Annotated in this window: 19 protein-coding genes and 1 pseudogene; 6 read left to right on the top strand and 14 right to left on the bottom strand. The window is 58.5% G+C overall.

Annotated elements, in window-relative coordinates:
• Positions 1-18 precede the first annotated feature (18 nt).
• The 5 genes from AB7M32_RS02250 to AB7M32_RS02230 all read right to left on the bottom strand — a co-directional run bounded on the left by AB7M32_RS02250 (position 19) and on the right by AB7M32_RS02230 (position 3239).
• Positions 19-834: a hypothetical protein gene (locus AB7M32_RS02250; protein ID WP_454248969.1), complete on the bottom strand. Its 816-nt coding sequence runs from the start codon at positions 832-834 to the stop codon at positions 19-21.
• An 80-nt stretch (positions 835-914) separates the two neighbouring features.
• A complete protein-coding gene (locus AB7M32_RS02245) occupies positions 915-1127 on the bottom strand; it encodes a cold-shock protein (RefSeq protein ID WP_454252088.1) in 213 nt (70 codons plus the stop codon).
• Positions 1128-1305: 178 nt separating this feature from the next.
• A complete protein-coding gene (locus tag AB7M32_RS02240) occupies positions 1306-1578 on the bottom strand; it encodes a hypothetical protein (protein ID WP_454248968.1) in 273 nt (90 codons plus the stop codon).
• A 558-nt stretch (positions 1579-2136) separates the two neighbouring features.
• A complete protein-coding gene (locus tag AB7M32_RS02235; protein WP_454248967.1) occupies positions 2137-2712 on the bottom strand; it encodes a hypothetical protein in 576 nt (191 codons plus the stop codon).
• Between the two features lie 104 nt (positions 2713-2816).
• Positions 2817-3239 (bottom strand): DUF3757 domain-containing protein, encoded by a 423-nt coding sequence (locus AB7M32_RS02230; protein ID WP_454248966.1) that lies wholly within the window; start codon positions 3237-3239, stop codon positions 2817-2819.
• Between the two features lie 301 nt (positions 3240-3540).
• Here AB7M32_RS02230 and AB7M32_RS02225 point away from each other — a divergent pair, with 301 nt between their 5' ends.
• Positions 3541-4116: a DUF2780 domain-containing protein gene (locus AB7M32_RS02225; RefSeq protein WP_454252087.1), complete on the top strand. Its 576-nt coding sequence runs from the start codon at positions 3541-3543 to the stop codon at positions 4114-4116.
• Between the two features lie 36 nt (positions 4117-4152).
• Here the strand turns inward: AB7M32_RS02225 and AB7M32_RS02220 are convergent, their stop codons facing one another.
• Positions 4153-4548 carry a DUF3757 domain-containing protein gene (locus tag AB7M32_RS02220; RefSeq protein ID WP_454248965.1) on the bottom strand — a complete coding sequence of 132 codons (396 nt, stop codon included), beginning with the start codon at positions 4546-4548 and terminating at the stop codon, positions 4153-4155.
• A gap of 215 nt (positions 4549-4763) precedes the next feature.
• Here AB7M32_RS02220 and AB7M32_RS02215 point away from each other — a divergent pair.
• A pseudogene (locus tag AB7M32_RS02215) lies at positions 4764-4898 on the top strand (DUF2780 domain-containing protein); the annotation flags it as partial.
• 14 nt (positions 4899-4912) lie between these two features.
• Here the strand turns inward: AB7M32_RS02215 and AB7M32_RS02210 are convergent.
• On the bottom strand, positions 4913-6007 hold the full coding sequence (locus tag AB7M32_RS02210) for an RHS repeat-associated core domain-containing protein (protein WP_454248964.1): 1095 nt from the start codon (positions 6005-6007) through the stop codon (positions 4913-4915).
• Positions 6008-6087: 80 nt separating this feature from the next.
• The gene (locus tag AB7M32_RS02205; RefSeq protein ID WP_454248963.1) at positions 6088-6981 is read right to left on the bottom strand and encodes an acyltransferase; all 894 of its coding nucleotides are present in this window, start codon (positions 6979-6981) and stop codon (positions 6088-6090) included.
• 343 nt (positions 6982-7324) lie between these two features.
• On the opposite strand from AB7M32_RS02205, the gene rloA2 reads away from it, so the two are divergent.
• Positions 7325-7828: a retropepsin-like aspartic peptidase RloA2 gene (rloA2, locus tag AB7M32_RS02200; protein ID WP_454248962.1), complete on the top strand. Its 504-nt coding sequence runs from the start codon at positions 7325-7327 to the stop codon at positions 7826-7828.
• 113 nt (positions 7829-7941) lie between these two features.
• On the opposite strand, the gene AB7M32_RS02195 is transcribed toward rloA2, so the two are convergent.
• Positions 7942-9036, bottom strand: coding sequence for an RHS repeat-associated core domain-containing protein (locus AB7M32_RS02195; protein WP_454248961.1), 1095 nt, complete (start codon positions 9034-9036; stop codon positions 7942-7944).
• Between the two features lie 177 nt (positions 9037-9213).
• Here AB7M32_RS02195 and creB point away from each other — a divergent pair, with 177 nt between their 5' ends.
• The 3 genes from creB (at position 9214) to creD (ending at position 12906) form a co-directional block, all read left to right on the top strand.
• The gene (gene creB / locus AB7M32_RS02190) at positions 9214-9894 is read left to right on the top strand and encodes a two-component system response regulator CreB (protein ID WP_454248960.1); all 681 of its coding nucleotides are present in this window, start codon (positions 9214-9216) and stop codon (positions 9892-9894) included.
• Entirely contained in the window at positions 9894-11312 is a 1419-nt protein-coding gene (creC, locus tag AB7M32_RS02185) for a two-component system sensor histidine kinase CreC (protein ID WP_454248959.1), read from the top strand. Before creB ends, creC begins: the two co-directional genes overlap by 1 nt.
• 220 nt (positions 11313-11532) lie before the next feature.
• Complete coding sequence (gene creD, locus AB7M32_RS02180; protein ID WP_103310881.1) at positions 11533-12906, top strand: cell envelope integrity protein CreD; 1374 nt, start codon at positions 11533-11535, stop codon at positions 12904-12906.
• A gap of 253 nt (positions 12907-13159) precedes the next feature.
• Here the strand turns inward: creD and AB7M32_RS02175 are convergent, their stop codons facing one another.
• From AB7M32_RS02175 to AB7M32_RS02155, 5 genes are all read right to left on the bottom strand, one after another.
• Entirely contained in the window at positions 13160-13789 is a 630-nt protein-coding gene (locus AB7M32_RS02175) for a glutathione S-transferase (RefSeq protein ID WP_454248958.1), read from the bottom strand.
• A 101-nt stretch (positions 13790-13890) separates the two neighbouring features.
• Entirely contained in the window at positions 13891-15189 is a 1299-nt protein-coding gene (locus tag AB7M32_RS02170) for an MFS transporter (RefSeq protein WP_454248957.1), read from the bottom strand.
• A gap of 206 nt (positions 15190-15395) precedes the next feature.
• The gene (locus AB7M32_RS02165; protein ID WP_060740312.1) at positions 15396-15575 is read right to left on the bottom strand and encodes a hypothetical protein; all 180 of its coding nucleotides are present in this window, start codon (positions 15573-15575) and stop codon (positions 15396-15398) included.
• Positions 15572-16702: a PepSY-associated TM helix domain-containing protein gene (locus AB7M32_RS02160; RefSeq protein ID WP_454248956.1), complete on the bottom strand. Its 1131-nt coding sequence runs from the start codon at positions 16700-16702 to the stop codon at positions 15572-15574. Before AB7M32_RS02160 ends, AB7M32_RS02165 begins: the two co-directional genes overlap by 4 nt.
• Positions 16703-16919: 217 nt before the next feature.
• A complete protein-coding gene (locus AB7M32_RS02155) occupies positions 16920-19358 on the bottom strand; it encodes a TonB-dependent siderophore receptor (protein ID WP_454248955.1) in 2439 nt (812 codons plus the stop codon).
• Positions 19359-19498 lie beyond the last annotated feature (140 nt).

Below are 19498 nucleotides of genomic sequence, written 5' to 3'. Positions count from 1 at the left end.
AGATCGATCGGCGATTGCTTATTCAATCGACCATAGGTCGTGCCGGATTTTTTTCATAGCGTCCGCATCCGCTGGGCAGGCCCAAAGCTCTACGTCGTCCAGATAGAGAAAAGTTGGTTCGGACTGATACGAGCGATGCAGCCAAATTTCGAGATGCACGAGCGTCGGAGAGACGCCTTCCGGAGCAACAAAGGTATAAGCTTTTGTGATCCATTCAGGATTTACGCTATACCATATAGGGCCATATTCCAGTATGCCGCACGATACGCTGCAACGTCTGCTTGTTTTGCAAGAGTATCTAACGACAATCGGCGTGCCGGGTTTTACTGCCACCTGTTGGACGAGCCTTGCAGGCTCACTGAAATGTGCTTGACCCTCAACAATCACTATCTCTCCGGTGTAATCCCACCCCTCAAGTCCATTATCGAAGCCACCATTTTGCAGCAGTTGCACGGGTTGGCACTCGGCCTCTTCAAAGTAGAACTCAACATCATCGACATCATAAGCGCCTTGCGACGTGAAGATCAGATCGACAGACCCGCCTTTGTCAGCGGTAAAATCAACTTCGTATTGTCCCGCCCGATTGATGCTGCAATAACCACCTCCGACCGATAGCCTGACCCCGCCGATGCCGTAATAAGAAGAGACGTTGAAGCGTAATTTGACCGTTCCTGGTGCATTCAAACTCACGGTCTGTGACAGGTTGCCATTAGGCGCGAACCGCGCACGACCACCTGCCCAGGTCACTTGCCTGGCGTTCCAGCCTTCAAGGCCATTATCGAAAGTACCGTTGACGATCAGGTTTTCGTTATTTTTGTGCGCCTGCGAAGTCATGAGTTTACCCTTGCGTCTTCCGAGCGCACGCGATGCTATCGGAGATTCGTGAATGAATACTTGTCAACTAAGTTGGGCCGCTATTCCGGTGTCACTCTCGTAGCCTGCATGCCTTTCGCGCCGCTCTCGATTTCAAAGGAAACGGTTTGCCTTTCTTTCAGCGTTTTATAACCCTCGCCGGATATCGCGGAATAGTGCACGAACAATTCTTCGCCACCTTTACCACAAGTAATAAAGCCATAGCCTTTTGCATCGTTAAACCATTTAACGGTTCCTATGATTCGGTCGCTCATTTTTGTTGTCTCTGCTTGCCCGAATGTATAAGGCCGATTGTCCATGGCCTTGTTTTCGTTGACACGGTTCGAGCTTAAAGTCGGGCCGGACAGCTGCCTACTGTCAGAGTTGACAGTAGGCAATACCGAGAGGAAATAACCGGTGGCAGGTGATATTCAGATGACTGTCATGAGGCGGTCATGCCATGGCCTGCGCTTGCAATCGTCGGCCGATCACGTCCAGTACATCGCAGCCATCGCGCAAGGGAATCGCCAGGAGCAGGGCGAAGTCGTGGAGGACGACGGCGTCGGAACTGATCTCCTCGCGGAAGGCGATGTTTTCCAGTAGTTGGGTGGCGGCACGGATGCGGTAGGCGGCGGTTTCGTAGAGGACGTCGAGGGGGGCTTGGGTGTCGATGAGCAGGGTGGCGGGGGTGCAGTCGACGCCGGTGATGGGGATGTATCGGTCCATTGGGTAGATCTCCATGGGTTCGATGATGCCGCCACTCACTCGTCGCCAAACGAATGGGTGGCAGCTGTACGCAGGTTGGCGAACCGGACACCATGGAAGCCGGCAGACCCGAAGGCCTCCCGCGCACAACTGCCATTGAGCAATTCTGCGAGTGCAAAAGCCCGTGCCAAAAAGCAGAGCTTCTGACCATAGTGTATCGAGTCGCCAAACCCGAGTCGCCATGTGGACGACGGGAAGAACTATAGGCATCGCCTATTGGGCTGGGCAAGGCTCGCTGTTGCGGGGGATTTCCCAAGTAGTTGTGGGATTTTTGGTCGTGAGTATTCAGGCGGGAACACCGCGTCCATTGTGGCGAGGGAGCTTGCTCCCGCTGGGCTGCGAAGCGGCCCCCAAACCAGACAACCCGGTGTGTCAGGAGGATTGAGTTCGCTGCTTTAGGGCTGCTGCTCAGCCCAGCGGGGATAAATCCCCTCGCCACAAAGAAACAGCAGCCCCTGCTTTTCAGATACCAGCGGCGAGCGCTCGCACTCGAGCGGGAGCAAGCTCCCTCGCCACCGGTTATTGATGTGCCGTTGCGGTCCTGACCCGGTCGCAGAATTCAGGGTAGAAACCCCGGGCGCTGGGGCCTTGGCAATAGTCTTGCGCCTGGGTCAGGGCATCGGCGCTGAAGTCCAGACTATGGGGCACGCTGGCGAAGGAGACGTAGCCACCTTGTTGCGTCTTGATGGCGTCGAAGCCCTGCATGTCGTAGACCAGTTCCACGTCATCGTCGGCCAGCAGTCGCGCCTTGACCGTCACTTGCGTGTATTGCTTGCCCCCCGGCGCGCCATTGAGCGCCGCCAGGCCGTGGCCGACCACGCGCAGCATGTGCGGGACCCAGGGCTCGCAATTGTCCGTGCAAGCGCCGGGACGGTAGAGCACGGTCAGCGTCTGCTGATCGCGGCTGACCTCGGTCAGGGCCGGGTCGGAGCGTTTGATGCGATGCTCGATGGTCAACCAGGTCTTCTGCGCGTCGCTGACGTCGTCGGCAAGCTCCGGATTCAGCGGACCCCGCTGGCATTCGGTGACGCCAAAGGCAAGGAGCATGCCCGTCAGAATGACCGCGAGGGTGGCGCCGCCGATTTTTACGTTCATGGGCAAACTCTGCTGGAGGAAGCCGCACTGTACGGTAATGGTGCAGGCGAGGGCAGGGGCTTTGGGCGGCGGTGCTGGAACAGTGACGCGGTTACCATGACCGATCAATAAATCAAGTTGAAGTAGTCGCCGTTCATCAACCTGCACATTCGGGTCTCCGCGCTTTCGCAGCGATTGCTCATCCACCTTGAAAAGGCCGGCTCCAGGACTTGTTGATCGTCCAACTTCAGATTGATCGCCCCGTACCTGCACGTGATGGTCGCACGGGGGGCTGTCTGCTCGTCCCCATCGTCCTCATGGAGGACGTACTCGGCACCTTCGAATTGCAACGAGGTCGGGTCGACCACGTCCACGAGGCTTTCGCTCTTCCATTCGTGGTCTTCCCGAATATCGACGAAGTAAACGTCTTCCAGAGATTCAATGTTCCTGTGAATGTCAGTGACGGCGGGGCACGTTATTTCACTGGCATGGACGTGGCCGATGATCAGCAAAAGCAAGCCCGCGCCTCCAGCCAGTATTTTTTTCATGTGCCAGGCTCCAGGGCTCAGTTCTACAATTTCACGGCTTTGGTCGGGGCGGGCTACTGTCAATGTTGGCAGTTATTTATGTCAATTTAGAACTGTATAGAGATGTTTGGTAACTTTTTGCTATATAAAAAGCGCAGTTTTCGTTAAATCAGATGCTTCCTACGGCCCCTGAAGAATTTTCTGTAATGGCTATCGGCCATTCTCGTAATACGTTTAGGAACAATCCCCGTTCGTGCCAGTCCAAGCACGTTTTAAGCCGCTCGTTATGGGCGGTTTTTTCATGCTTAAGAGGATGTACCGGATGAAGGTTTCACGAGGTTTTGCACTGTCTTGGCTGCTGACACTGGCCGCCAGCCCGGCCTTCGCGCAGTTCAGCCTCAGTGATGCGGCCAATGTGGTGTCGGCCATGCAGGGCAACCCAGGCGAAGAAGAGGGCGTGGTGGCTGCTGCGCCGAAAGCTGCCGGTCTGCTCAATACTCTGGGATCGGAACTCAAGATCACGCCGGAGCAGGCCATCGGTGGTGCCGGTGCGATGCTGGGACTGGCGAAGAATCGGCTCAGCGAGCCGCAGTTTTCCGAGTTGAGCAAAAGTGTGCCGGGGCTGGATCAGATTGCTGGTAACAGCGCCATCGGGGGGCTCAATGGCCTGGGCGGTCTGCTCGGTGGCGGGTCGGACAAAAACGCTTTGCTCGATGGGCTGCTGGGTAATGTCAAGGACACCAATGATCTGAACAATGCCTTCAGTGCGCTGGGCATGGACAGTGGGATGATCGGCCAGTTTGCCCCGATTATTCTGCAGTACCTTGGTCAGCAGGGGGTTGCTGGTTCGCTGTTGCAGAACCTGGGAGGGATTTGGGGGAGCGGTGCGGGGGTGTGATGGGGGTGGCGACATCGAAAATCCGCCACAGGGCTATCAGAATCTCAAGCTGAAGTAATCGGTGTTCACCCATCTACAAGTGTTGGTGTCCCGGTTGGCGCAACGGTTGGCCGCTGAGGGCAAAGACGTCGGCTGATAATCCAGCGTGAGATTGTTCTCACCGTAATTGCAGGTGATGGTTACTCTCCTCGGTGTCAATTCATCTTCATCGGGTTCATGGAGCGCGAACTCGGCGTCGTTGAGATGCTGCACCGCCGGGTTGGCTTCCTGTTCCAGGTCCTGACCCTGCCATTGTCGGTCATCCTGGATTTCTACTGTTTCAGTGGTGCCATGGATCTGTATCGCGGCCGGACAAGTGATTTCTCCGGCATGAACATGGCCAATGATCAGCAGGCATATTCCAGCGCCGCCGTCAGTTATAAAGTTTCGCATTGGGTGTCTCCACAATGTGTCCCGGCGACATGTTTGCGGCTGTGCTTGGTGAGGGCTACTGTCAATGCTGACAGTTGTTTATGCTGACTTGGAATTAGTTGGTTCGTGCCTGTTAACCTTTGGCGATAAGAAAATAAAAACTTCATGAAAATCGGAAACGTCTGAAGGATTAACAGATGGGGCGGCTTTTCAGGGTTCCGAGGATGTTCGGGATGGCCTTCAGTGCGCTGGGTATTGACAGTGGGATGATTGGGCAGTTTGCTCCGGTGATTCTTGAGTATCTTGAGCAGCAGGGGGTTAATGGTGCGTTGTTGCAGAGTTTGGGCGGCATTTGGAGCATAGGTGGATAGAAAATTCACTCCGATCAAGAATGTCTTACTGAGTCTCGTTGGGGCTTAAGTGTCTTTGGATGGTAGGGTTTGAAAATTCGCCCGAAAAGCCCAAGGTTTTTAAAAATTTGCATTTTATTTGCTTCGACATCTCGCGCACCTACAGGCACTTGTCTTCTTGATAGGGGGAGAAGCGCAGTCGAGACTCTACCAGAAAATGCCTTAACAGGTTTTTTTGTCAACTCAGCAAAAGTCGCGGCGAAGGAATGGTCAGTATCGGCAGAGTGGCAAGCAAGTAGCCTTATACTGTCATACGCCTCAAAATCCACACCGTAATCAACGAGGCGTTCATGCAAAACCATCGGGGGGATGAGTTTTTTGTCCCAAAGAATTAAAGGCTTGTCGCCATCAATTGGGAGTCCGCCATGAGCGACTATGTTAAGACGCGGCTTTTGTTTATAGATGTCATCGAAAATGTCTACGTTGGTAGCGACCTTCCTCGCGTTTGTGATTGGTTTTATACTGATTCCCCCTATATACACCCTCATGTAGTTATCAATGAAGTTAAAGAATGCCTTGCTGATGAAGTTTAACGAGAAATGTCCTGTTGGATCCTTATAAGTCGCTGGGCTCCCCAAACCATACGCGTACGCATTCAATCCACCCTCCCCAAACGGACTCCAACTATCCGGACTATTAAACCGCATCAAAGCCGGACTGAACGCCCGGTACCCATTTCCCAACAAATAATGCCCCGTCACCGGATCAGGCCGTTCCCCATTGAACCCGAGCAAACTGAGCATGCCGTTTTCCGCAGGGCGATGGCCGTAGGGCGTGTAGGCGAGGGAATGGAGGCGGGTAGCCTCGAGGGCGTTCAGGACTGAGCGCTGGTGATCGGTTGCCAGCAGGGTGGCGTTGGCCTTCAAATCCTCTCGCCGAAGTTGCGCCAACAATTGGTCGTCATGCTGAAACACACTGTGCTGCACCGCCCCCTGTATCTCGGTCGCCAATCGGCTGTTGCAATAAAAGCGCTGGATGCCGGCCTCAGCGGACGGCGCGCAATCGATCAGGCGATCCAGCGGGTCGTAGTGGTAGCGGCACAATTCGGTTTCATGAGGGGCGGCAGGCATACGCCGGGCTCCGTGCAAGGTCCAAAAATCAGGACCTTCAGCATCGTAGGTTTCCCCGCCGCTGCCAACTATCAGAACTATTAGGAACCCTGCCCTTCGCGACGCAACGCCTCGATGCGCTGGTCCTTTTCAGTCCATAGCTGATTGACCCAATTCTGCACATGCTGGCGAAACACCGGATCGTTTTCGTAGTCGCCCTGCCACAACGCCGGGTCCAGCTCGCGGGTCTGGATGTCGATGATGACCCTGGGCACCGCGCCGCTGATCAAGTCCCAGAACCCGGGAATGTTCTCTTGCGGGTACACCACCGTCACGTCCAGTACCGCATCCAGTTGTTCACCCATGGCCGCCAGCACGAACGCCACGCCACCGGCCTTGGGCTTGAGCAGGTGGGTGAAGGGCGATTGCTGTTGTTGGCTTTTGGTGGTGGTGAAGCGGGTACCTTCGAGGTAGTTGACCACGGTGACCGGTTGACGCTTGAACAGCTCGCAGGCGGCCTTGGTGATTTCCAGGTCCTTGCCGGCCAGCTCCGGGTTCTTCGCCAGGAACGCCTTGGTGTAGCGTTTCATGAAAGGGTAATCCAAGGCCCACCAGGCCAGCCCCAGGAACGGTACCCAGATCAGTTCCTTCTTGAGGAAGAACTTGAAGAACGGCGTGCGCCGGTTGAGGGTCTGGACCAGGGCGGGGATGTCCACCCAGGATTGGTGATTGCTGATCACCAGGTAGGAGGTGTCACTGCGCAGGTCGGCACCGCCGCGGATGTCCCAGCGGGTGGGGATGCACAGGGCGAAGATCAGCTTGTCGATCTCGGCCCAGGTCTCGGCGATCCACATCACCGCCCACGAGGCGTAGTCGCGAAAGCGCCCGGGCAATACCAGTTTGAGCAGTGCGAACACCATCAGCGGCCCGAATAGCACCAGGGTGTTGAGCAACAGCAGCAGGGTGACGAAACAGCCGGTGAGCAGGCGGCGCATAGATGACTCTTGCAGACGGGTGGGCGGGCCATGATAAGCAAGCTTCGGGCGACAGGCCAAATCGGTGTGGACGAATGTTTCACCTTTTGGCGGGTATGCTGGGTTCGCTTTTGTGGCGAGTGAGCTTGCTCCCGCTGGGCTGGGGCGTGGGAACTGCCGGAGGCTGCGATCTTTTGATCTTTCGCTTTGGACTCAATTGATAGGGACAAGATCGCAGCCTCGTTGCACTCTACAGCTCCTACACTGCCGAGCGAAAGTGATCGCTGGCCACAGGTGCGTGAACCAACCGAACGAATCCACCCGTCACGGTCTAAAACCCCACCCACACAGGAAGCCCAATTGCATGAAATCCCTTCTCGCCCTGCTTACCCTGGTGGCCCTTCCAGTGCTGGCCGCCGAGCCGACCCTGTATGGGCGCTACGAATACATTGCGCTGCCGGAAATCGGCGGTGAAGTACTCAAGGCCAAGATGGACACCGGCGCCCTGACCGCCTCGCTGTCGGCCAAGGACATCGAGACCTTTACCCGTGACGGCGATGACTGGGTGCGGTTCCGCCTGGCGACCAAGGATGCGAGCAACAAGATCTATGAACACAAGGTCGCGCGCATCAGCAAGATCAAGACCCGTTCCGAAGAAGATGAAGACGACGAAAAGATCGCCCCCAGCAAGCGCCCGGTGGTGGAGCTGGAAATGTGCCTGGGCAACGTCAAGCGCACCGTGGAAGTCAACCTGACCGACCGCAGCAGTTTCAACTACCCGTTGCTGATCGGCGCCAAGGCGTTGCGTGAGTTCGGCGCGGCGGTGAACCCGGCGCGGCGTTATACGGCTGACAAGCCGGACTGCTGATGGCGTAGCTCAGCAATTCTTATAAGGGTTCCGAAAATTAGAAGGTGTTTTTTCGGGGCCTGGCGGCTTGGGCGTTAGGGTAATATATAAAAGTTTTTTATGTTTGAATTTACTTAAGATTGACGGATCTCCTTGGTAAAATCAAGTTTAGTAAAATGCTGTATATATTTGTAGCGAGCTATTTCTGCGCCGGTTATCCTGATTGCAGGAAGGATATTTACCTCAGGTAGTCCCTCTTTAGATAAAAAATTATTTAACTTTTCGAGGTTTGCTTGTTTGCTTAAGCTTTTCGCAAGGTCAATTCTTGTGTCGAAAGCTATGGTGTTAAGTAGTTCGGCCCCGCTGGGCAGTGAAAAGGCAATTTTCTTATATATATTTGGAAATGTCTCAAACTCATGTAAAAGTTTAAGGAATTCATATTGACTCCAAATTTCTATTGGGTCGGTGAGAGGTGGGTTAATGGTAAAATGATCATGCTGCCCTAATTTTGCTTCATTGGCTTTCGCGATCTCGACTATGGCTTTGTTTTGTTTTAGGTTACTTACATTTTTTGCTGTCTGTAGTGTTGGTGTGGATTTGGCAGCTCGCTCACTCCGTGCTCCGATGGATGTTAAGGTGGTTGACTGGGGCGTGAGCGGTTTTCGAACACTCTTTAACATCGACCGAATTGGAGTGTGCCCTGTCGGATCGTTCCGGTTAATGGGGTCTCCTATACAATAGCCATACGCATTCAATTCCCCCTTTCCAAATGGGCTCAAACTGTCTGAACTGTTAAATCGCATCAATACCGGGTTGAAAGTTCTAGATCCATTTCCCAATAAATAGTGTCCTGTCACCGGATCGGGCTGCTCACCATTAAACCCAAGTAAACTGAATAAACCATTTTCTGCGGGGCGATGGCCATAAGGTGTATAGCTTCGGTAGGGGCGAGCCCCGGTTGCGTCGAGTCCAGTCAATACCGAACGCTGTTGATCGGTCGCCAGCAGGGCAGTCCAGCCATTTACATCCACGCGTCGAAGTAGGGCCAGCAACTGGTCTTCGTGCTGGAAAATACTACTTTCCACTGCGCCCTGTATTTCGGTAGCCATTCGGTTCTTGCAATAAAAGCGCCGAATGATGGCCTCCGCGGATGGTGCACGGTCGACCAGCCGATCGAGCGGGTCGTAGCGGTAGTGGCACAATACGGCTCTGCGAGAGTAGGTAGTCATGGACTAAGCTCCATCTGAAGCCTTCAAGAACGGTCTCCAGCATCAGCCGTTTTTCAGCGGGTGCCTACTATCAGAACTGTTAGGTATGACGGCTAACCGCGCAAGCTTGAATGCCGGTTGACGTGCTCCAAGGCTTGGGGCACCGTTCCGGCAACTTTACAGCTGGGCTCGCAAGCCATGCCTCATATCCTGATTGTCGAAGACGAAGCCGCCATCGCCGATACGTTGGTGTTTGCCCTGCAAGGGGAGGGGTTCGACACCACGTGGCTGAGCCTGGGCGCGGCGGCCCTCGAGCATCAGAAAAGTACCCCGGTGGACCTGATTATCCTCGATGTCGGCCTGCCGGATATCAGCGGCTTCGAAACGTGCAAGCAACTCAGGCGCTTCAGCGACGTCCCGGTCATTTTTCTCACCGCGCGCAATGCTGAAATCGACCGCGTTGTCGGCCTGGAGATCGGTGCCGACGATTACGTGGTCAAACCCTTCAGCCCGCGCGAGGTGGCGGCCAGGGTCCGGGCGATCCTCAAGCGCGTGGCGCCGCGTCCAGCGGTGGAGACGGGCATGGGACTGTTTCAGGTCGATGCCGACCGTGTGCAGATCCACTATCGCGGCAAACCGCTGAACCTCACCCGCCACGAATTCCGCCTGCTCAATTGTCTGCTGGAGCAACCCGAGCGGGTCTTCAGTCGCGAACAATTGCTCGATGCCTTGGGCGTTGCCAGCGATGCCGGCTACGAGCGCAGCATTGACAGCCATATCAAGAGCGTGCGCGCCAAACTGCGCCTGGTCCGGGCCGAGGCCGAACCGATCCAGACACATCGAGGCCTGGGCTACAGCTACAGCCCGGGTCATAGCTGATGTCGCTGGGGATCCGGATTTTCCTGGTCTATGTTCTGTTCATCAGCCTGACCGGGTATTTCGTGTTCGGTACGGTGATCGAACAGATCCGCCCCGGCGTGCGCCAGTCAACCGAAGAAACCCTGGTGGACACCGCCAACCTGATGGCCGAGATCCTGCGGGACGATTTCAAGGCCGGTACCCTCAACCAGAATCGCTGGCCACAACTGCTCAAGGCCTACGGCGAACGCCAGCCGGCGGCGACGATCTGGGGCCTGCCGAAGAACCAGGTCAACCATCGCATCTACGTCACGGATGCCAACGGCATCGTGGTGCTCGACTCCAGTGGCGTGGCGGTGGGGCAGGATTATTCGCGCTGGAACGACGTCTACCTGACCCTGCGCGGCCACTACGGCGCCCGTTCGACCCGCGCCAATCCGGACGATCCGGCGTCGTCGGTGATGCATGTCGGCGCACCGATCCGCGACAACGGCCGGATTATCGGCGTGGTGACCGTCGCCAAGCCCAACAGCTCGCTGCAACCCTATATCGACCGTACGGAGCGGCGCCTGCTGCTTTATGGCGTCGGGCTGATCGGCCTGGGCCTGTTGCTCGGGGCGTTGCTGTCATGGTGGCTCAGCTCGGCGCTACGCCGTCTGACCCGCTACGCCCAGGCCGTGAGCCAGGGGCAACGGGTCGAAGTGCCGCATTATCGCGGCGGCGAGTTCGAGCAGTTGGCCGGAGCGGTGGAACACATGCGCACGCAACTGGAAGGCAAGGCCTACGTCGAGCGCTACGTGCACACGCTCACCCACGAACTCAAGAGCCCGCTGGCGGCGATTCGTGGCGCCGCCGAACTGCTGCAAAGCGACATGCCCGCCGCCCAGCACCAGCGCTTCGTCAGTAACATCGACAACGAAAGTGTACGCATGCAGCAGTTGATCGAACGCTTGCTCAACCTGGCCCAGATCGAGCAGCGCCAGGGGCTGGAAGAAGAGGTCTCGGTGCCGCTGGCGGCGTTGATGGACGAGTTGCTGGAAGCGCGCGGCGGTTGGATCGAAAGCCGCCAGTTGAAGGTTGAACAGCACATCGCTGCCGATCTGACGTTGACGGGAGAGCCGTTCCTGTTGCGCCAGGCCTTGGGCAATTTGCTGGAAAACGCCCTGGACTTCACCCCCGTGAACGGCCTGCTGCGGGTCAGCGCCGAACGCCGTGGGAGCCGCATCGAGATCCGCCTGTTCAATCAGGCCGCACCGATTCCCGACTACGCGCTGCCCCGCCTGAGCGAACGCTTCTACTCCCTGCCGCGGCCAGACAGCGGCCGCAAGAGCACCGGCCTGGGACTCAACTTCGTGGAGGAGGTGGTGCAGTTGCATGGTGGGCAGTTCAGTATTGGCAATGTCGAGGGCGGGGTGGAAGTGGTTTTGGGGCTGCCCTGAAGCCGCAGCTGCTATCTGACTAAACACCCCTTCCTGTGGGAGCGAGCTTGCTCGCGATAGCGGAGTACCAGTCGGCATAACTGGCGCTGACCCACCGCCATCGCGAGCAAGCTCGCTCCCACAAAGGTTCCCGGTTCTCCACACAATCTCCACATTCCCCCCATAAACCCCTCACACAGCCACCCCAGACTCTCCCTCATTCGAACAGGGAGAGCCCCACATGAACCGCAGCCTCGCCATTAAACTGGGCATGATCGCCCTCTTGATTCTCTTGCTGATGATTCCGCTGTTGATGATCAACGGCCTCATTGATGAGCGCCAGGAATTGCGCGACGGTGTGCTGCAGGACATCGCCCGCAGCTCCAGCTACAGCCAGCAATTGATCGGGCCGATGATCGTGGTGCCGTTTCGCAAGAGCGTGAAGGTCTGGAACACCAACGAGAAGACCGGCGTGCGTTTCCTGGAAACCGTCGAGCGAACGGGCGAGCTGTATTTCTTGCCGGAGCAATTCGAGCTCGACGGCCAGGTCCGCACCGAAACCCGTGCCCGGGGTATCTACGAAGCGCGGATGTTCCACGCCGATAACCGAATCGATGGCCGCTTCAAGGTGCCTGAGCGCTACGGTGTCGCCGCCAAGGACTTTGCCGACTACCGCTTCGACGAACCGTACTTGAGCGTTGGCATCAGCGATATTCGTGGTATCGAGAACGCGCTGACCCTGACGCTGAACCAGCAGACCGTCGACTTCCTGCCTGGTTCGCGGCTTGGCTGGCTGGGGCAGGGTGTGCATGTGCCGCTGCCGATGATCACCGCCCAGGGCGGTCCCGAGCTGACTTTCGGTTTTGACCTGCGCCTGCAAGGCACTGGCGAGTTCCAGATTCTGCCGGTGGGCAAATCCACCAAAGTGCACTTGTCGGCGGACTGGCCGCACCCGAGCTTCATTGGCAACTATCTGCCCAGCAATCGCGAGATCAATGAGCAGGGCTTCAGTGCCGACTGGCAGACGTCGTTTTTCTCCACCAACCTGCTGGAAACATTGCAAGCCTGCGAGCCGAGCGATGGCTGTGAAGCGTTCCGCAGCCGGGCCTTCGGTGTGAGCTTCATCGACCCGGTGGACCAGTACCTCAAGAGCGACCGGGCGATCAAATATGCGCTGCTGTTCATTGCCCTGACGTTTGCCGGCTTCTTCCTTTTCGAAGTGCTCAAGAGCCTGGCGGTGCACCCGGTCCAGTACGCGTTGGTGGGTGTGGCGCTGGCGTTCTTCTATCTGCTGCTGTTGTCGCTGTCGGAGCACATCGGCTTCACCCTGGCGTACCTGGTGTCGGCCAGTGCCTGTGTCGTGCTGATCGGGTTTTATGTCTGCCATGTGCTGCGCAGCGTGAGCCACGGCCTGGGGTTTTCGGCGGGGCTGGCGGGTTTGTACGGCTTGCTCTACGGCCTGTTGAGCGCGGAGGACTATGCGCTGTTGATGGGGTCGCTGTTGCTGTTCGGCCTGCTGGGCGTGTTCATGGTGCTGACCCGCAAGCTGGATTGGTATGGGGTCGGGGCGAAACCGGCCGCAGCGATGAGTTTTGAGTTGGGAGAGGTGAAATGAGCCGGTCGTTGGGGTTGCGTGAGGATCAGCGGGAGGGCGCGATACTGGTGGCGCTGATTGCCGGGTTGTTTGCGCTGGACCGCAGTGACCCTATCGCGAGCAAGCTCGCTCCCACAGGAGACCTCGTTTACCCAGGCAACGAAGCCAAATGTGGGAATGCCCTTGCTCCCACAGGAGACCTCGTTTACCCAGGCAACGGATCAAATGTGGGAGCGAGCTTGCTCGCGATGGGGCCGGTACAGCCAGTGCAGCACTAAATTTTGGGCACGGTCGCTACCATCGAAGGCCGCAAGCTCACCTCGGCAAACCAAGCCGCCAATTGCGGGTTGGCCTTGCGCCATTCCAGGTCGGGATGGCGCAGGTCCAGGTAGCCCAGGGCGCAGGCCACGCTGATGGAGGCCACGTCGAAATGGCTGGCCAGTTCGGCGATCGCCTCGGCTTCGAGCAGGCCCAGGGCCCGGCGAATCTTGTCCCGTTGCGCATCGAGCCACTCGTCCCAGTGTTTTTCCACAGGACGTAGCGCGGTTTCGTAGCGGATCATCACCGCCGCATCCATGACTCCATCGGCCAGGGAGGCCAGGGTCAAACGCCGCCAGCGAGCCGCGCCGTCCCGGGGGATCAGCGGGTTGCCGACATGCTGGTGATCGAGGTAGTCGAGAATGACGCGGCTGTCATGAATCACGCTCCCGTTGGCCAGGCGCAGGGCCGGGATCTTGCTCAACGGGTTGTCCTCGATCAGCGCCCGATCCGGCTTGACCGGCGTGAGCTGGCTGAGCTGCAACGCCACGCGGTCTTGCTGGCCGGTTTCGTGCAGCAGCACCAGGACCTTGCGAACGAAGGGCGAAGCGGGGTTGTGGAACAGCGTCATGCTGGGGGTGGACATGGCAACGTCTCGATTCAAGGGGACTTGTTGCGCAGCATAGCGCGTTCATCCGTGTTCAAGGCAGGCGCGACCGAGGCGAAGAAGGCCGGTCGCGCCATGCATCAGGTGGCCGGTTGAAGGGCCTGCGGTTCTGGCGTCGACGTCGTCGGTTGCTGCTTGAGTTCCCGGGCGACGGTCCAGACGATGAACGCGGCAACCACATCGAAGATGGCCAGCAGCACGAACAGCGGGCTGTAGCCGATCCGGGTCACCATGACGCCGAACAGCAGCGTGAAGGCGGCGGCGCCCAGGTAACCGAACATCCCGCCCATGCCGGTGGCGGTGGCGACTTCATTCTTGCCGAACGAATCGGATGTGATGGCGTACAGCGCCCCGGACAGGGTCTGGTGGGCGAAGCCGCCGATGCACAGCAGGGCGATGGCCGTGTACGGGCTGTCGACCAAGCCGATGCAGGCTGGGCCGATCATGCAGGAGGCGCCGAACAGCAGGACCATCTTGCGCGAAGTGAACAACGACACCTTGCAGTATTTATGGAAGAACGGGCTCAGGTAACCGCCCAGCACACAACCGAGGTCGGCGGCCAGGAACGGCAACCAGGCGAACATCGCGATCTCCTTGATGTTCATATGCCGCTCGGTCATCAGGTACAGCGGGATCCAGGCGTTGAACGTCTGCCAGGCCGGCTCGGAGAGGATCCGGGCACTGGCGATGGCGTAGAAGTTGCGGCTGGCGATGATGCGTTTCCAGCTGCCTTTCTTCGGCGTCGGGTCTTGGAAGTGAGCTTCCTGGCCGCTGAGGATGTAATCACGCTCGGTGTCGCCCAGGAGCTTCTGGTCGCGTGGATGTTTGTAAAAGATCAGCCAGAGGAACGTCCAGGCCACGCCCAGCCCGCCAACGATCAGGAACGCCAGCTCCCAACCACTGTTCAGGATCGCCCAGACCACTAGCGGCGGAGCCAGCACGGCGCCGATCGAGGAACCGATGTTGAACCAGCCGATGGCCACCGAGCGTTCTTTGGCCGGGAACCATTCGGTAGAGGTCTTTACCGCAGCCGGCAGCCCAGCGGCTTCCGTCAGACCAAGCAAACCGCGGAAAAACGCCAGGCCCTGCCAGCCCGACGCCATGGCCGCCGCGGCACAGGCGATGGACCAAGCGAACGCGAAAATGGCGAAGCCCATCTTGGTGCCGATGGCATCGATGATGTAACCGGCCACTGGCTGCATCAGGGCATAGCAGATCTGCCAGGCCACGACGATGTGGGAGTACTGCTCGGTGGAGATGTTCATTTCGCTCATCAGGGTGGGCGCGGCCACCGAGAGGGTATTGCGAGCCAGGTAGTTGACCATCAGGCCGGCCGTGACCAGGCCGACCATCCACCAGCGGATGCCTTTGATTTTCATCACTTCACCATCGATTATTTTTGGATTTGGCGTGGCGTGCTCTGTTGTAGGTTGTCGTACAACGTGCGCACTTATAGAGGGTCAAGAATTAATTTGTCAACAAATATGTCAAAGGTAGGGCGGTCTGAAGCAGCCGGGGCGCTTGCGGTTGTCGTATGACGAGGAGAGAAGGGGCGCCCACTCTGGCAAATGCGCGCCCGGATGACTCAGCGGCGTGGAATCAGTCCCCACACCGCCAACACGGAGGGTATACCCAAGCCCAGCCAACTGACGGCGTCCCACAGACCGTCCCCCAGCAAGGCACTGAACAGCCCGGCGGCGCAGAGAATGGCGATCAGCACGGGCATGCCAAACACTTTCCAGAAGCTCGATTGCCGTGGCCTCACGAGGCGACCTCCGTGCCGAGGGTTGCGCGCTTGGCCGCTTTGCGCCGCACCAGCCACAGGTAGACGCCGCTGCCGAGGACAATGATGGTGAGCACGTCAAGGGTGGCCCAGAAGATCTGCATCGGCCGGCCACCGTAGTCGCCGAAGTGCAACGGTAGAGACAGGCTCATGACGTCCATGTACCACGGTCGTTCGGCGACGGCGGTGACCTCCAGGGTGCTGGCGTCGATCAACACCGGTGTCAGCAAATGGGAGGTCAGGTGGGTGCTGCCTTTCATGAACACGCCGTAGTGGTGCTGGCTGGAAAACAACGTGCCGGGGAAGGCAATGAAGCTGGGCTCCATGCCCGGCGCGACCTCCTTGGCGATGTCGAGCAAGCGGGTGGCCGGGGCCAATTGCGTCAGCGGTGGGGTGTTGCGATAGGGTTCGACCATGGCGCTGAGGCTGTCGTTGCGCCAGGCGGCGATGATCAGGTCGGCGCACGCGGCAATCACGCCGGTGACGCCCACGGTGAGCGCCCAGACCAGCGTCACCACACCGATCAGGTTATGCAGGTCGAGCCAGCGCAGGCGCGTGGATTTGTCCTGGCGCACCGTGGCGAACTTCAAGCGCCGCATGAACGGCAGGTACAGGACCACCCCGGAAACGATGGCAATCACAAACAACAGGCCCATGAAGGCAAGCAGCAACTTGCCCGGTAACCCGGCGAACATGTCCACGTGCAGGCGCAGCATGACCATCATGAAACCGCCGTTGGCCGAGGGCATTTCCAGGGCCTCGCCGGTGCGCGCATCGAGCATGAAGGTATGGGAGGAGTTGGGCTCGGTGTCCGGTGTCGGCGCCATGATGGTGAAGATGCCGTTGGGATCGTCGTCGTCCCAGCCAAAATACTGGACCACTTCACCGGGACGATGGGCCTTGGCCTTTTCCACTAATTGCTGGAGATCCAGGTGTGGCGTGTCGGCGGGCATTTCCCGGAACTCGGGAGCGTCTCCCAGCAGATGCTCGATTTCATGGTGGAAGATCAACGGCAGCCCGGTGATCGCCAGCATCAGCAGGAACACCGTGCAGATCAGGCTGGTCCAGGTATGGACGAAGGACCAGCGGCGGATGGTTTTGCTTTTCATGAGCGATCCGAATGCAAGAGGGCCTCGATGCCTGAGCCCCGTCAGTCAAGCCGCGAAACCTGTGGGAGCGAGCTTGCTCGCGAAAGCGGTGTGCCAGACAACATCGATGTTGACTGTTACGCCGTCTTCGCGAGCAAGCTCGCTCCCACCGGGGGGTCATTTGACTGACAGGTCTCAGGTACAGCTGCCCTCAAAAGGTTTTGCAAATGCTAACCGTTTACCATTTGTAATTCACGCTGGCGACGACATTGCGTTGATCGCCGTAGTAGCAGTAGAAGCCATCGCAAGTGGACAGGTAGTCCTTGTTGAAAATGTTCTTCGCGTCCACCGCCACCGTGACGCCTTTGAGGGTCTTGTTCAAACGCCCGAGGTCGTAGTGGGCCGAGGCGTCATACACGGTGTAGGAGCCGACGTGACCCCAGTCGGTGTTGGTGGTGTTGCCGTAGGTGTCGCCGACATAACGCACGCCGGCACCGACCCCGAAGCCATCCAGCGGACCGTTGTGCCAGGTGTAGTCCGCCCAGGCGGTGGCCTGGTTGCGTGGCACCTGGGCCATGCGCTTGCCTTTTTCCGCTGCGGTGCCCTTGGTGATTTCACTGTCGTTGTAGGTGTAGGAACCGATGAGCTTCAGATTGTCGGTCACATCGCCCGAGGCTTCCAGTTCCAGGCCACGCACCTGGACTTCACCCACTTGGCGGGTGACGTTGTTTTCGGTTACGGAGTTGTTTTTCTGGGTCAGGTCGAACACTGCGGCGGTCAGCAAGGTCTTGGTGCCTGGCGGTTGGTACTTGATGCCGGCTTCGTATTGTTCGCCTTCTGTTGGCTTGAACGCTTCGGTGCTGTTGACGGTTGAACCGGCCGCCGCCTGGAACGACTGGGCGAAGGAAATGTAGGGCGTCACACCGTTATCGAAGACGTAGCTCAACGCCGCGTTGCCGCTGAATTTCTTGTCGCGCTGGGTGTTGGTGACGTTGTTCTGGTTGTGGAATTCGGTGCCGGTGTGAATCCAGTCTTCACGGCCGCCGAGGGTCAGGCGCCAGTTGTCCAGGGCGATCTGGTCCTGGACATACAGACCGGTCTGGTTGGTCTTCTGGTTGTAGTCATACATGGTGAAGTACTGGACGTTGGAGAAATCCTGTCCGTAGATCGGGTTGTGGATGTTGCTGGTCGGCACGCCGGTCGAGCCCCACAACCAACGGGAATTGCTGTTGGAGCGCTGGTGATCCAGGCCCAGCAGCAGGGTGTGACTGAGGGCACCGGTCTGGAAGTCGGCCTGGAAATTGTTGTCCACGGCGAACTGGCTGATGTCTTCGTCAATGACACTGGCGCTGCGCTTGATGGTGCCATCGGCGCTGACTGCTTCCTCAGGCCCCGCCGGCCAGAATTGCCCGCCAGCGGAGATGCCCTGGGTTTCCAGGTCGCTCTTGGTGTAGCGCAGGTTCTGGCGGAACTGCCAGGTGTCGTTCAGACGGTGTTCGAACGCATAGCCGAGGGCGTAGTAGGTACGGTCGTAGAATTCCCAATCCGGATCGCCCAGGTTCTTGTGGTGGGAAATCTTGCCCGCCGGCGAAGACAGCTTGGTGCCTTGCAACGGCAGGAATTGCCCGGTGATGCCGGTGTCGTCGCGGGTGTACTGGGACAGGAAGGTCAGGCGCGTGTCGTCGTTGATGTTCCAGGTCAGGCTCGGCGCGAGGTTGTAGCGCTTGTCCGGGATGTGGTCGACCTGGGAGTTGCTGTCGCGCACGGTGCCGCTGAGCCGATAGAGGAACTGGCCTTCGTCATCGACTTTGCCGGTGCTGTCGAAGTTGATCTGCTTATGTTCGTAGCTGCCGGCCTGCAGTTCGACCTCATGGCTGCTTTCGGCCTGTGGGCGACGGCTGACCATGTCCAGCATGCCGCCAGGTGGCGTCTGGCCGTAGACCGAGGAGGCCGGGCCACGCAGCACGGCGATGCGCTCAAGGTTCCAGGGCTCGATTTTCGGCGTGATGTAGTTGCCCTTGGGCAGCGGCAGGCCATCGAGGAACTGGGTCGGCACGAAGCCGCGGACCAGCAGCCAGTCGTTGCGCGAATCCGAGCCGTAGCCGCTGCTCTGCACGCCGGCGGTGTAGCGCAGGGCGTCATTGAGGTTGAGGACAGAACGGTCCTCCATCTGTTGGCGGGTGACCACGGAGACTGAGCGCGGCAGTTCGACGATCGGCGTGTCGGTCTTGGTGCCGGCGGCGGTGCGGGTGGCGACGTAGTCCTCGGTCGGTCCCCACGCGGTTTCGCTGAGACCGGCACCGATCACACTGGTTTCCGGCAAGGCCATGACGCCTTCAGGTATGGCCACCAGGCTGTAGGTGCCAGCGCTGCTTTGTTCCAGTTGCAGGCCGGTGCCGCGCAAGGCCTCGCGCAATGCGCCGGTGGCGTCGAACTGGCCTTGGACCGGGGCCGAGGTCTTGCCCGAGGCCAGGGAAGGATTCAGGCTCAGCGCGAGGCCGGCCTGGCTGGCGATCTGGTTCAGGGTGCTGGCCAGGGGCGCGGCGGGCAGGTTGTAGGTGCGCACGCTCGTGGCTTGTTCGGCGGCCAGCAGCGGGGTGCTGGTCAACGGGACGGCAAAGGCAATGGCGACGGCCAACAGGCTGGGGCGCAACAGGGTGTCTAACGGGCGGGACATACGGCGGCTCCTGAATGGAAATATTTCTCAATTGCCTGGGTGCCGGATGAAAATCGAAAAGTGATAGAGCTGGATGAAAATAATTTAGATTCAGTTTTGAGGTCGGCCTGGATTTTGTGCTGTGTGGGATGACCTCTTCG

Source organism: Pseudomonas sp. R151218B TE3479 (assembly GCF_053629195.1).
The sequence above is the reverse complement of the archived record's forward strand: the minus strand, read 5'-3'. Positions and strand labels throughout refer to the sequence as shown.

Bases quoted from the DNA above. Each gene is read 5' to 3' on its own strand.
- AB7M32_RS02250 (WP_454248969.1), bottom strand. From the start codon at position 834: ATGACTTCGCAGGCGCACAAAAATAACGAAAACCTGATCGTCAACGGT.
- AB7M32_RS02245 (WP_454252088.1), bottom strand. From the start codon at position 1,127: ATGAGCGACCGAATCATAGGAACCGTTAAATGGTTTAACGATGCAAAA.
- AB7M32_RS02240 (WP_454248968.1), bottom strand. From the start codon at position 1,578: ATGGACCGATACATCCCCATCACCGGCGTCGACTGCACCCCCGCCACC.
- AB7M32_RS02235 (WP_454248967.1), bottom strand. From the start codon at position 2,712: ATGAACGTAAAAATCGGCGGCGCCACCCTCGCGGTCATTCTGACGGGC.
- AB7M32_RS02230 (WP_454248966.1), bottom strand. From the start codon at position 3,239: ATGAAAAAAATACTGGCTGGAGGCGCGGGCTTGCTTTTGCTGATCATC.
- AB7M32_RS02225 (WP_454252087.1), top strand. From the start codon at position 3,541: ATGAAGGTTTCACGAGGTTTTGCACTGTCTTGGCTGCTGACACTGGCC.
- AB7M32_RS02220 (WP_454248965.1), bottom strand. From the start codon at position 4,548: ATGCGAAACTTTATAACTGACGGCGGCGCTGGAATATGCCTGCTGATC.
- AB7M32_RS02210 (WP_454248964.1), bottom strand. From the start codon at position 6,007: ATGCCTGCCGCCCCTCATGAAACCGAATTGTGCCGCTACCACTACGAC.
- AB7M32_RS02205 (WP_454248963.1), bottom strand. From the start codon at position 6,981: ATGCGCCGCCTGCTCACCGGCTGTTTCGTCACCCTGCTGCTGTTGCTC.
- rloA2 (WP_454248962.1), top strand. From the start codon at position 7,325: ATGAAATCCCTTCTCGCCCTGCTTACCCTGGTGGCCCTTCCAGTGCTG.
- AB7M32_RS02195 (WP_454248961.1), bottom strand. From the start codon at position 9,036: ATGACTACCTACTCTCGCAGAGCCGTATTGTGCCACTACCGCTACGAC.
- creB (WP_454248960.1), top strand. From the start codon at position 9,214: ATGCCTCATATCCTGATTGTCGAAGACGAAGCCGCCATCGCCGATACG.
- creC (WP_454248959.1), top strand. From the start codon at position 9,894: ATGTCGCTGGGGATCCGGATTTTCCTGGTCTATGTTCTGTTCATCAGC.
- creD (WP_103310881.1), top strand. From the start codon at position 11,533: ATGAACCGCAGCCTCGCCATTAAACTGGGCATGATCGCCCTCTTGATT.
- AB7M32_RS02175 (WP_454248958.1), bottom strand. From the start codon at position 13,789: ATGTCCACCCCCAGCATGACGCTGTTCCACAACCCCGCTTCGCCCTTC.
- AB7M32_RS02170 (WP_454248957.1), bottom strand. From the start codon at position 15,189: ATGAAAATCAAAGGCATCCGCTGGTGGATGGTCGGCCTGGTCACGGCC.
- AB7M32_RS02160 (WP_454248956.1), bottom strand. From the start codon at position 16,702: ATGAAAAGCAAAACCATCCGCCGCTGGTCCTTCGTCCATACCTGGACC.
- AB7M32_RS02155 (WP_454248955.1), bottom strand. From the start codon at position 19,358: ATGTCCCGCCCGTTAGACACCCTGTTGCGCCCCAGCCTGTTGGCCGTC.